Source organism: Viridibacillus sp. KH_047 (assembly GCF_057838945.1).
Genome location: NZ_CM174479.1, coordinates 1,353,312 through 1,365,833 on the forward strand (window position 1 = coordinate 1,353,312; position 12,522 = coordinate 1,365,833).

The 12,522-nt window shown below is 35.3% G+C and carries 11 protein-coding genes and 2 pseudogenes; 10 read left to right on the forward strand and 3 right to left on the reverse strand.

The window, feature by feature from the left end:
* Window positions 1-140: 140 nt before the first annotated feature.
* Window positions 141-773, reverse strand: coding sequence for a GNAT family N-acetyltransferase (locus AC3IS5_RS06830; RefSeq protein WP_489427118.1), 633 nt, complete (start codon window positions 771-773; stop codon window positions 141-143).
* Between the two features lie 134 nt (window positions 774-907).
* Between AC3IS5_RS06830 and AC3IS5_RS06835 the strand changes: the two genes are divergently transcribed.
* The gene (locus AC3IS5_RS06835; RefSeq protein WP_489427829.1) at window positions 908-1,711 is read left to right on the forward strand and encodes a MerR family transcriptional regulator; all 804 of its coding nucleotides are present in this window, start codon (window positions 908-910) and stop codon (window positions 1,709-1,711) included.
* Window positions 1,712-1,801: 90 nt separating this feature from the next.
* On the opposite strand, the pseudogene AC3IS5_RS06840 reads toward AC3IS5_RS06835, so the two are convergent.
* Window positions 1,802-1,981 (reverse strand): annotated as a pseudogene (locus AC3IS5_RS06840) (IS110 family transposase); the annotation flags it as partial.
* A 330-nt stretch (window positions 1,982-2,311) separates the two neighbouring features.
* Here AC3IS5_RS06840 and AC3IS5_RS06845 point away from each other — a divergent pair.
* From AC3IS5_RS06845 to AC3IS5_RS06870, 6 genes are all read left to right on the forward strand, one after another.
* Window positions 2,312-2,737, forward strand: a complete 426-nt coding sequence (locus AC3IS5_RS06845; protein WP_489427119.1) for a MarR family winged helix-turn-helix transcriptional regulator — start codon at window positions 2,312-2,314, stop codon at window positions 2,735-2,737.
* Between the two features lie 117 nt (window positions 2,738-2,854).
* Window positions 2,855-3,469, forward strand: a complete 615-nt coding sequence (locus tag AC3IS5_RS06850) for a DedA family protein (protein WP_489427120.1) — start codon at window positions 2,855-2,857, stop codon at window positions 3,467-3,469.
* Window positions 3,470-3,751: 282 nt separating this feature from the next.
* Window positions 3,752-4,291: a CDP-diacylglycerol--serine O-phosphatidyltransferase gene (gene pssA, locus AC3IS5_RS06855; protein ID WP_489427121.1), complete on the forward strand. Its 540-nt coding sequence runs from the start codon at window positions 3,752-3,754 to the stop codon at window positions 4,289-4,291.
* Window positions 4,282-4,770 carry a DedA family protein gene (locus AC3IS5_RS06860; RefSeq protein WP_489427122.1) on the forward strand — a complete coding sequence of 163 codons (489 nt, stop codon included), beginning with the start codon at window positions 4,282-4,284 and terminating at the stop codon, window positions 4,768-4,770. Before pssA ends, AC3IS5_RS06860 begins: the two co-directional genes overlap by 10 nt.
* 243 nt (window positions 4,771-5,013) lie before the next feature.
* The gene (locus AC3IS5_RS06865) at window positions 5,014-5,577 is read left to right on the forward strand and encodes a TetR/AcrR family transcriptional regulator (protein WP_489427123.1); all 564 of its coding nucleotides are present in this window, start codon (window positions 5,014-5,016) and stop codon (window positions 5,575-5,577) included.
* Between the two features lie 49 nt (window positions 5,578-5,626).
* Complete coding sequence (locus AC3IS5_RS06870; RefSeq protein ID WP_489427124.1) at window positions 5,627-7,396, forward strand: amidohydrolase; 1,770 nt, start codon at window positions 5,627-5,629, stop codon at window positions 7,394-7,396.
* A 258-nt stretch (window positions 7,397-7,654) separates the two neighbouring features.
* Here the strand turns inward: AC3IS5_RS06870 and AC3IS5_RS06875 are convergent.
* A pseudogene (locus AC3IS5_RS06875) lies at window positions 7,655-7,780 on the reverse strand (IS110 family transposase); the annotation flags it as partial.
* 321 nt (window positions 7,781-8,101) lie between these two features.
* Between AC3IS5_RS06875 and AC3IS5_RS06880 the strand changes: the two are divergent.
* The 3 genes from AC3IS5_RS06880 to AC3IS5_RS06890 all read left to right on the forward strand — a co-directional run bounded on the left by AC3IS5_RS06880 (window position 8,102) and on the right by AC3IS5_RS06890 (window position 12,521).
* Window positions 8,102-10,240, forward strand: coding sequence for a sigma 54-interacting transcriptional regulator (locus AC3IS5_RS06880; protein ID WP_489427125.1), 2,139 nt, complete (start codon window positions 8,102-8,104; stop codon window positions 10,238-10,240).
* Between the two features lie 641 nt (window positions 10,241-10,881).
* Window positions 10,882-12,231 carry an acetyl-CoA carboxylase biotin carboxylase subunit gene (locus tag AC3IS5_RS06885; protein WP_489427126.1) on the forward strand — a complete coding sequence of 450 codons (1,350 nt, stop codon included), beginning with the start codon at window positions 10,882-10,884 and terminating at the stop codon, window positions 12,229-12,231.
* A gap of 77 nt (window positions 12,232-12,308) precedes the next feature.
* Complete coding sequence (locus AC3IS5_RS06890; protein WP_489427127.1) at window positions 12,309-12,521, forward strand: acetyl-CoA carboxylase biotin carboxyl carrier protein subunit; 213 nt, start codon at window positions 12,309-12,311, stop codon at window positions 12,519-12,521.
* Window position 12,522 lies beyond the last annotated feature (1 nt).

A 12,522-nucleotide genomic window follows, 5' to 3' on the forward strand; every position in this document is an offset into this window, starting at 1 on the left:
CGATAGGCAATTTTATTTGCGATTTTCATGCCCTGTAAGCGTCCATCTTCAATGTAAACGCGATTAGTAACGCCACCAGTGATTCTTTTTAGTTTCTTCTTTATTGATAATGGCCAAATGTTAGATTACTGTATTTAAAATTAATTAAAGTCATAGCCATATAAAAATATATTAAGTTTTTCTTTGGTTGAATCCAAATAAATTTCCTTTTCATTTAAGCGTTTAAAGTTTTGGCTATCATAAAACCCATAGTTACATCTAGTATCTGTATATAGATAAATAGACTCTACCTCCATACTTTGCATATAATTAGATAAATAATTAATCAAAGTTTTACCAACACCAAGCCCTCTAGATTCTTCGGAGACAATAAATAATTGTACACAACCTTGAAAATAATCTTGTTTTCCTTGGATAATTTCTTTATAAATATCTTGAATTTTTAAAAATTCTTTAAATAACTTTTTATTCTCTTTGTTAGATATCATTAACTTGAAAAATGCAGAGACAGTGACTAAAATACTACGAGACTTAGATAGACGATTCTTATCCTTTTTTGCACTACCTAAGATAACACCGATAACCTTGTTATCTTTTTCAGCAACTTTACTAAAGGAACTATCTAAGATACAACCATGGAGATATATATTTAATATTGAATCTAAAAATTTCTTATCCTCAATAAATTCATCAAACCCAAATGCTTCACAAATCAATTCTTTAACACGTTCATAATCTTTTTTAGTTAACTCTCTATACGTTACGTTAGCCATGTTTATACACTACCCTTTCATATAATTAAATTTTAATTTAGTATGTTATTGTAAACAGCCTATAGATATAATAAAGTATCCCCTAAGGGTAGAGTATACAAATTAATATAAGGTAATATAAGGAAGTGATTTCGATTAATAAATTATTTTCTATTGGAGAAGTTGCTAAAATCAAAGGAATTACAATAAAAGCTTTACGATATTATCATAAGGTAGGAATTCTTATACCTAGGTATATCGATGATACAACTGGTTATAGATATTATTCCATAGATCAATTTATTTCTATAGATATTATAAAAGGGTGTAGAGTTATAGGGGTTAGTATAGAGGAACTTCAAGAAATTTTTAAGAAATGTAATACTGATGAGCTATTAGAGTTTCTAAAAATAAAAAAATATGAAGCACAAGAAAATATAAACAAGATGAACGAAGTAATTAAAAATATTGATGATATTAATACTTTTGTAGAGCATTCTAAGGATATATTAAATAATAATGAAATAAAAATCGAAGTTTTAGAACAGCGTTATATAATTTTTGCTCCATGTAAAGAAATAGGTAGTTTAAAGGAGTTAATTTATTATTCTGATTTAGATAAAGTCATAACAGATAATAATCTTGAAAGATCTATGGAGAGAGGGATAATATATAATTTTAATAGTAATGGAGATGCAGAACCGATATATGTATTTAATGGACTAAAGCAAAATTATAATATAGAAGTTGACGATAGTATAATGCTATTACCTAAGGGTAAGTATTTAACCTTAGTTTATAATAAGGATGAGGAGAAGGAGTATATAAACAAAATACTTCATTATATAAAAGTAAATAATATAAATGTTAAAAGCTGTATTGAAATAGAGTTATTTAATGATTTCTTTAATACAGAATACTATAGTTGTCAGATTCAAATGCTTATAGAAGAGAATTAATTTAGTTAATCCAACTAATAGAATGTCAAGAAAAACACGAAATGTGGAAGGTTTTTGTTTTATTTGAAAATGCTGTTGCTAAATAGTTTTTTAGAACGGTTTTTTCGTTTTTAAAATCGCATAAATCCATAAGAGCTTAGCACAAGCAATAATGGCTACTTTATACGGTTTACCTTCCTCAAGTTTTAAATCGGCGAAGGATCGTAATCGTTTATTTCGTGGAATGGCTTCATCTGATGTTTTCTTTTTACGTCTATATCTAATTGAACAGATGGGCCGCGTTTGGTAATGTTCAGTTCGATCACCAGCTTCAACAGGTATAAAATTTTGCAGAATATTGGAATTTGGTGCCTGAAAAACTTAAAAGCCCATGAGCAATAAAAAAAGCCTCTAGAGCATTCATAAATATGGTGAGATTGATGAAGATGGAAATTTGACTTTGGACTGAAAATGGAACTCTCTATTTATAAGAAAATAATCTTTATACAGTATTTAATTATTTTTCTATACTATTTGACAGTGAAAGTTATTTGTTTTAGTATAAACTTAAAATATTTTAATTAAAATATTTTAAGTTTATTGCAGAAAGGAGAAAAAAATTTGTTGAATGAACTCTTTGAAGATTTGTATATGAAACTTGCTATGAATTTTTATAAAAAGACGGCTCACGGTAAAACAGTAGAAATTGAAAATATAAGTGCTGTAGAAATGGCAACCCTTGAAGTTGTATATTTCTTAAAAAAACCTACCTATAGCGAGCTTTCAGAGTTTTTTAATATATCACAGCCGAACGCAACCTATAGAATCAACAAATTGATTAAAAAAGGCTATCTTACAAAATTTAATGACGAAAAAGATAAACGTGTATATTATCTTCAAGTAACAGATAAATTTCTGGAGTATTACTGTATTAATAGTAATTATATTAATAGTATAATAACAAATTTGGAAAAAAGATGTACTAAAGAGGAAATAGAACAATTTGAAAAAATACTAAAAGTACTAACAAAAGAAGCCATGGAGTAATTACAGATGGAATTAAAATTTGTAAAAGATTTCGATCGTGATGAGTGGGCAACGATAAATATGATTGCTAAGAAATTGGAAGATCTATGATGAAAAAATAAGCTTTGGAGAGATAACATGGAATGGATTTATGAATTATTTCAACAGTATGGATATTATGTTGTATTAATTGGATTGTTGTTAGAATATATTGCTCTTCCATTTCCAGGGGAGCCAACATTAGTTTATGCAGGGTATTTAGCACATATGGGCGACTTAAACCTACTAATATTAATTTTACTATCGTTTATTGGGACAAGTGTTGGGATGACGATTCAGTACTTTCTAGGTAATAAACTTGGAATGCCGTTTGTACAAAAGTATGGAAAGTATGTGTTTTTAACACAGAGAAAAATCGATTTAACGAAAATGTGGTTTGATAAATATGGATACTTCCTGCTTTTTATAGGATTCTTTATTCCAGGTGTACGTCATTTTACTGGATACTTTGTAGGAATAATCAATTTATCATTTCGCCGTTTTGCAATAATAATTTATTCAGGTGCTTTGTTTTGGGTATCTTTCTTCTTAATTGGTGGTCACTTGTTAGGTGGAAAATTGCATTATGTCTTTAATATGATGGGACAACACATCGGGAAGATTGTTTTTGGAATTATTGTAATTGCAGCTATTATGTTAGGTATTCGTTTCCGTGGAAAATTGAAACGTTTATTTGTACAAAACACAAATTAATTTGGAATCTATTCTATGTGAAAATTTAGAAGCCTCTTGGACAGTATTTTGGAGAGGTATTTCACATCAATGATTATTATAGAAATAGAAAGAGATGTTGATATATGAAGAGTTAAGAGTTGTACCTAATATTACCGTTTACTTAAATACCTTTCACAATATAATTAGCAGTTTGTTGAGAAGTCGAGAAATGAAACGTGACCACGTCTCTTTTTTTAAGGTGGAACTGTAAGACTGTTATTTATCCATTGTGTTGATTTGAATTAGGAGGTTTATTATACTGTGAAGATTATACCCTGTACGATTACAATCGGAAACTTTATTTGCGGACTTCTTGCAATTCGCTCTTTGTTATTTCATGATATCTATGCAGCAGCATTCTTCATTTTTGTTGGTATGTTTCTCGACTTTTTCGATGGCATGGTCGCACGTAAGCTAAATGCCGTTTCGGAAATTGGGAAGGAACTTGATTCTTTTGCTGATTTAATCACGTTTGGTGTGGCTCCTTCTATGCTCGCTTACAATGTAGCATTGCATAGTATTTCGTATATTGGGATTTTGTGTACGCTGGCATTTGGCATTTGTGGAATGATTCGCCTATCTAGATTTAATATTCATCAAAGTGATTCTCCAACATTCATTGGAATGCCGATTCCACTCGCAGGAATCTTTCTTGTTATATTAAGTTTCATGAGTAGCAATAACTCAATCGTATTAGCTTTAGCAACATGTGGGCTTTCATATTTGATGGTGAGCAAAGTTAAGTTTCCACATTTTAAAAAACTTACGGTTGAAAATCCAGAGGCAAGAGGATGGGAATAATTCAGGATTTAATAGCATCTTATGGGTATCTAGCAATTTTTTTTGTATTAGTTCTTGGAATCTTTGGTATTCCGATACCCGATGAAGTTCTATTGATGATTGTTGGTTATTTTACAAATATTCATATGCTGAATTATGAACTGGCTATTTTTATTAGTTTTGCAGGAGCCTTTATAGGGGTGACGATTAGTTATATAATTGGGAAAAAAGCTGGTCGTCCTTTAATAGTTAAGTATGGAAAATGGATAGGGCTGAAAGAAAAGAGAGTGATAAAAGTAGAAAGCTGGATGAAGAAATACGGGGCGTATTCACTTATTTTCGGATACTTCATTCCTGGTTTTAGGCAGGTAATCTGTTGTTTTGCAGGAATCAGTAAAATGGAATTAAAAACGTTTATTACATTTTCTGCGATTGGTTCTTTTTTATGGAGTTTCACTTTCATTACAATTGGAAAGTTCATTGGGATTATAAATGATTAATACTAGTGTGCAAACATGCATCAAGTGGATTCATGCATAACATTACTGTGCTTAGTGAGGATTTAAAAATAAGTTCTTCTGCTTTTAAGAACGTCCTATTACTTGAATAAAGTTTAACCGTGTATAAAAAAGATGAACCGAAATTTCGCTCCCTTAATCGTTGACACTGTATACATCGAATAGTATACTTCGATTTGTTGGTACCAGAAAAACTTTTCAGGTACCAAGGGAACGGGGTGTCGGATGTACGAAAGAATTCTAGAAGAAGCAATTGAAGAAATAAATTTGAAAGGCTTAAAATTTACAATGAGTGATTTGGCCAGCAGATTAGGGGTGAGTAAACGAACACTATATGAACATTTTTCTTCAAAGGAGGAAATTGTCGATATAATCGTCAGTCGAATTTTGGAAGAGATAGCAGTAAAAGAAGAGCAAATTTATCAAGATGCGACATTAGGTACAATTGATAAATTAAAAGCTATATTAGCGATTATGCCTCAAAAAAGTATTGTTGTTGACCCGAGATTCTTAGAAGAATTGAAACGATTTCACCCAAATGAATGGAAGAAAATAACAGGGTTTCTTGATGACGAATGGAATTATGTTAAGCAGGTCTTGGAAGAAGGGATAGAAAACGGAAGTATCCGTCCGATCAATGTAACGCTTTTGATCAAAATGATGACGGTTTTATTGCGTGAACTTTTAGACCATCGATTTTTACTTGCCAATCACATTACTACAGATGAGGGCATCCAATCATTAATTGATACGATTATGAACGGTATTGCATCAGAAAATAACAAATAAACACATTGTTTTTAATTACTAATATGTGTTTGAGAAGGAGTTTAATGTAATGAAAACAATGAAGACCATGACAAAGGTATCGCTTGTCGCGCTTTTGTTACTGCTTGCGGTGGCAGGATATCTTGCCTATTCATATTTTAAGGTGCCAGCACAACATGAGAAAGAAGCTTTTATCAACGCCAAAATTTATACTGTAGATTCCAAGCAATCATGGGCGGAAGCGATGGTGATTGAAGGAGATAACATCATTTACGTAGGAAGCTCAAACGGAGCAGAGGAATATATTGATAAAGATACGAAAGTACATAACTTAAAGGGTAAAATGATTTTGCCTGGATTTGTTGATTCTCACGCACACCCTACTGTGGCCGCTGCTCTATCGGACATCTTACAGTTGGATTTAGGCATGAAGAAGGCAGAAGTTTTGGAGATAATCAAACAACATGCGGATAAAAATAAAGATTTGTCGGTGATCACGGCGATGGGATTCGATTTATCATTTTTCGGAAAAGATGTGCCTACTGCTGCTGATTTAGATAAAATTGATCGTGAACGACCGATTGTGATTCTCGATGAGGGCGGTCATACAGCTTGGGTCAATAGCAAAGCAATGGAAGTCGGTGGCATTAATAAAGATACACCGGACCCTATTCCAGGCGCCCACTATTTTGTAAGAGATAATAACGGAAATCCGACAGGGTTGCTTATGGAATCGCAGACGTTTAACCCTCTCCTGAAAAAACTGTCGGTAGTCACGAAGGATACCGTAGTTAGCGGAGGAGAAAGTTTGTTTCCTGTATTCTCTCAACTTGGGATTACAACAGTCTATGATGCGGGTATGATGGGATTTGAAAATGAAGGGTTCGAGGGGCTTAGCCAGCTTGAAAAGGATGGACTACTTCCGATTCGTGTCTCGGGCAGTTATATGGTACAATCACCTGCCGTTGTCCCTACCGCTGTAGAATCATTAAAGAAACTTCATGAGAAGTACGACTCGGAATTGATCGATGCAAGTACGATGAAGATTCATTATGATGGGACAATTGAGGGCAAAACTGCTGCAATGGAGCAACCATACAGTGATGGATCGAATGGCCATGTTCTATTCCCAGTTGATGAGTTAAAATCATTTGTAACTCAAATTGACGAAGCCGGCTTCAACACCCATGTACATGCTATTGGCGATAAGGCGCTGAACAATGCGCTCGAGGCCTTCGAGTATATACAATCGACGAAAGGTAATACGCCAACAAGAAAATCTATTGGACATGTGCAAGTTTATTCGGATAAGGCGATCGAAAGATTATCCGATTTGAAAGATGTCGTGGTACAAACAACACCGATCTGGGCGACTCCGAGCGAGAGCACGCTTAAAACATTGGGCAAAGAGCGATATGAGAAAACATTGCTTATGAACAGTGTTGATCGTGCGGGCGTCCGACTAAGCTTCGGTAGTGATTTTCCAGCTAGTTCATTCTTTATCGGAGCTAATCCGTTCAATAATATGGCGGTTGGTTTAACGAGACAAGATGTTTGGAGCGAAAATAAGGACGTACTAGCTCCGGTAGACGAGAAGATTTCGCTTGAAACGTTAATTAAAGGCTATACGATAAATGGCGCTTATCAGCTGGGGATGGAAGAGAAAATTGGATCTATCGAAGTCGGAAAGAAAGCCGATTTTATTGTTTTAGATGATAATTTGTTCGAACTGACGCCAAAGGAATTACTAGATGCTAAAATATTGAAAACTTATATGAACGGCAACGTTGTCTTTGAACGGGGACTTAAGGCACGACTGACGGAATATATGCTATTTTAAGTAGAAAAGGATAAAGGGCTAGCGTGTAGCAGGGTTCATGCTAGTCAGGTAGGCTACAATAGATATTATTATAGCCTACATAAGACTATATTGTTGTAGCTTTGTAAAAAAGATTGATAAAATCACCTCTTTAGTTTTCTTAGAGGTGATTTTTTTATTGGATATGTATGTAAATGTTTTGAATAAATGTACTTAAAATACGGTTTAGCATTCCTGAAAAGAAAAAGATTAATTATGTAAAATCCATAAAGTCGAGTGTAACTCTTCTAATCCTTCCACCGTATGTTCAACTTTCACACTGTTTTTATAGGGTATTTTTTTATCCAAGAATATTTGAACCTGACTTTCACCTTTTGCGACATCCAGACCAACTACTGGATTCATAGTTTATCTCCTCCTCATATATTGTATTGACCGGTAACCTCTATCTAGCTTGTTATTCATATCTTCGCTTGTTATACGGGATACCTTTGTCCAACCAGCCTAAAGAGAAGTCTTACAAAGGATGCAGACTTCCACCTTGTGCCATTTGATTTCATCTGGTCAATAAATTAATTGAATATTCGGATTATAAAAAATACTATTTATATAAGTGTGCTATACTTAAAAAACACTTGTGCAGTTTTGATACACGTTATGGGAAAATACTTGAAAGGGGGGAAGTCATACCTTCTTCCAGTCACTTTGAACAGGGTGTGATGAAATATGCTTAAAATCATTGATTTCTGTACCCGAGATACCGTGAGATTGCGTTCTTCCGATGTAATTGTTGATGTGTTAAAGGCCTTTTTGGAAAATCAGCTCGACATTGCTTGTGTTGCCGATGAATCAAATCAATTAATAGGAATAGTTAGTAAGAATGCTTTATTCCAATCTTTATTAGGAGGGGCTGGACTTAATAGCTCGATTGAATCTTTGATACGTCCACAAGTTGTTACCATATCTTCTGATGACTCTTTTGAAAAGGCAAGAGATATTATGCTGGAAAATAAAGTTGCTCACGGCGTTGTTCTCGATGAGACAGGTGCTGTTTACGGAGTGATAAGCAAAGCGAACATTATCCATGGTTTTTTTCGGGAAAGTGAAATACTTAGCTCTCAGCTAAGCAATCTTATTGAGCATCTTCAAGATGCGGTAGTTTCGATTAACGAAGCGGGTAAGATTGTAACTTTTAACCAGGCTGCTGAAAAAATATTCGGCTTTACGAAAAGTCTAGTTATTGACGAACCCATAACCAAATGGTTTCCTGAGCTATCGGAAGGCCTGACTACAGCTTTTATGCAAAAAGGTTTAACCAGTCTCAATCGAATCCAAGTAGGTGAAAATACGGTTATCGCAAACTTTATTCCTATTTCACAAAAAGATAATATTAATGGAGCGATGACGATCCTTCAAGATATAACAACTTTGGAAGCTGTAGCACAAGAGTTAGAGTCAACAAAGAACCTACAACATAAAATCCAACACGCTCTTGCATTATCCTACGATGCGATTATTATTGTGGATTCGAAAGGTTATATAACGGATATTAATAAAGCATTTCTTGAACTATTCGAAATAGGAAGTGAAACTGAAACTGTAACCGGAAAGCATTGGAGCGATGTCGTGCCAGAGTTAAATATGGGAGCTGTTTTGGGAGGCAAACCTGTTGAAAGAGATGTTCGGACGATTCAGGGAAAAGCGTGCTTTGTTGTCCAAGAATCAATTGTTCGCTCGAAGAAAAACCTTGGTGCAATTACTAAAATTATCTTCCGGCAACTAGATGAGTGGAGGGATGTGTTCGCTCGGATAGAGCAACTTGAAAGCGAGCTGAACTATTATCGCAACGAGCTGCAGAGGGTTAATGGGCAGGAAAATGCATTCGATCTTATTGTTAGCGTGGATCCCCAGATGGAAAAACTCAAAAATCAAGCTTTGTTAGCTGCACAGAGTACATCAACTGTTCTCATAACAGGGGAAAGTGGTACTGGTAAAGAGCTATTTGCGGAGGCAGTTCATCACGAATCAAAACGATCTGGTAACTATGTTAAGGTGAATTGTGCAGCAATTCCAGGTGAATTGCTGGAATCTGAATTTTTTGGTTACGTCGAGGGGGCCTTTACAGGGGCTCGTAAAGGTGGAAAACAAGGGAAATTTGAAATGGCTGATAAAGGAACTTTATTTCTAGATGAAATTGGGGATATGTCTTTATCTTTGCAAGCCAAATTGCTTCGTGTGTTGCAGGATCAAACATTCGAAAGAGTAGGCGATATAAAAACACGTAAAGTCGATGTCCGCATTATTACTGCGACCAACAAAGACTTAAAAGAAATGGTGAAAGAGGGAACCTTTCGTGAGGATTTATATTATCGAATAGATGTCATTCATTTACCAATTCCTCCGCTTAGAAAACGGATAGAAGATCTTCCTTTCTTGTGCGATTATCTGATTAAGAAATTGAATAAGAAGCTAAAAAAAAATATTATTGGAATTACCCCACAAACGCTTTCGATAATACAGGAATTTGAATGGCCGGGAAATGTAAGGCAGTTGGAAAATGTTTTAGAAAGGGCGATGAATATGGGAGTGAATCAATGGATTGAATCTTATCATCTGCCTGAGCAAATTACAAAAAGTGAAACAAAAGAATTTGGAAGTACGATACCGATTGAAAACAATTTGAATCAAGCTCGGTCTTCATCATTAGAGTCGGTAGAAAAACAAATAATTCTTGAAGTACTAGAAAAGACAGAAAATAATCGCTCGGAAACAGCGCGAATACTAGGCATTAGTCGTTCAGGTCTATATCAGAAGTTACGCAAGTATGAAATTCATAAAGAAGTTCGTTTTCGTTCACTCCAATAAAAATCTGTTGATGTGAATTAGTTAATTAGTTTAAAGTCCCCGTATAAGCAAAAGGGTAGCACATCCTTTTCCTTATACGGGGACTTTTATTTGGTTTTAGAGATCATGTTACGGCAAGTTTAACTTCTTTCAGCAAGTGTATCCTTGCGATGAAAGTGAAGCGACAGGAGTAGAAATCTCTCCTTTCTATAAGTGGGAAGATGAATGCGAACTGAATCTATAAATTCGGTAGGGGATCAAACTCTGGCTAAATAAAGTTAAAGCCTCGGATGGATACCTTAGATTTTAAATAGAGAAAACTCAATTCAAAATCTAGCCGCAAATACACCGAGGCGTGTTTGATAAAGTAATTCTGAATTTCATTCACTTAAAATCGGGCATCATTGAATTAGAAGGCTTGATGATATTCAAGTGACCATAATTTGAACACGACTGTACATAAAAAGAACACCTTGATTTGAACCGATAAAATAAAGCTTCCAAGACTTGCATAGGTACGGTGATTTAACAAAATAAAAACTTTGGCATGAAAATTGCTATAACTATAGTGTGGGATTGGTAGATGAATACTTGATAAACGTTTCGTGATTAACATTTATTAGGAATAGCTGAAACCCCATTATCGTTTAGGAGGAATAGGAATGACATTTCAAAAAATTCTCGTCGCTAATCGTGGTGAAATTGCGAGCCGTATTATACGTACTTGTAAAAGAATGGGCATCCAAACCGTTGCAGTTTATTCGGAAGCGGATGAGGAGATGGCTTATGTCCGTGAAGCCGATGAATCTATGCTAATAGGGGCTCCTCCCGTTGCTGAGAGTTATTTGAATTTGGAAGTAATACTTTCTGTAGCTAAGGAACTAGGTGTCGATGGGATACACCCGGGTTATGGATTTTTGTCGGAAAATGTTGAGTTTGCTAATCACTGTGAGCAGGAAGGAATTTGTTTTATAGGTCCAACTAGTGATGTGATTGCTGCTATGGGAAATAAAATTGAAGCGAGACGCCGTATGCAAGAAGCGGGTGTTCCGGTTGTTCCGGGCTGGCATGAAGAGATTCAATCGTTGCAAGAAGCATTAAAGATTGCGGAAGAAATTGGCTATCCCGTGATGCTAAAAGCGAGCGCTGGTGGCGGGGGGATTGGAATGAGTTTGGTTTCATCTGCTTCAGAATTGGAAAAGTTGTTTGATTCAATTCGTACCCGCTCCCAAAACTACTTTGGTGATGCAACTGTGTATTTAGAGAAGTATTTGTCAAATCCGAGACATATTGAAGTTCAGGTTGCAGCTGATCAGCATGGAAATTTCGTTCATCTATTTGAGCGAGAATGTTCGGTCCAGAGACGACATCAAAAAGTAGTTGAAGAGAGTCCATCCCCTGATTTGACAGAAGTACAGAGAACTAAGTTATTGAACACAGCCATTCAGGGGGCAAAGGCGATAGGTTATCAAAACTTGGGAACGATGGAATTTATCTTTGCTGAAAGTGGAGACTTCTATTTTTTGGAGATGAATACCCGGTTACAAGTAGAGCATCCAGTTACGGAGGCTATCACCAATCTAGATTTAGTAGAGTGGCAAATTCGGATCGCTAATGGAGAACAGTTGCCATGTTCCCAAGCTGAAATCAAAAGCACGGGGCATGCAATCGAATGCAGAGTATATGCAGAAGATCCAATCCGTTTCTTTCCATCGCCTGGAAAGATTACAAAGCTCGTTTGGCCAGCGGAAAATGTTCGTATTGATACGGCTATTGAAGAGGGATCAATTATAACCCCTTACTACGATCCGATGATTGCAAAAATTATCGTGCATGGTGAAAATCGTGGGAGGGCAATTGAGAAGATGGAGGCCGCCTTATTAAACACTAAGATTGAAGGGATTAAATCGAATCATTCGATGTTGTGTGAAGTCCTTGAATCTAAAGATTTTCGAAGTGGCAAATATTCGACTCAATTAGTTCAAAACATGCGTAGTGAAGTACCTAATTAAGCCAGTTGTGCATCAACGTTGGAGGACAGATCTAAGTATTGAAAATAAAACATATTCAGAAATGGAGAGAATTTAGTATGAGTATTAAAGCGCCGATGGGTGGAAGTGTATGGAAGATATTGGTCAAAGTAGGAGATGAAGTAGAGGCAGGTCAAGATGTGGCTATTCTAGAATCGATGAAGATGGAAATTCCGATTGTTGCAGAGTTTTCAGGAGTTGTAAAAGAGATCAGTAAGAATGAGGGTGACTTTGTTCAAGAAGATGAAAGTTTGATTACTTTGGAGAACTAAA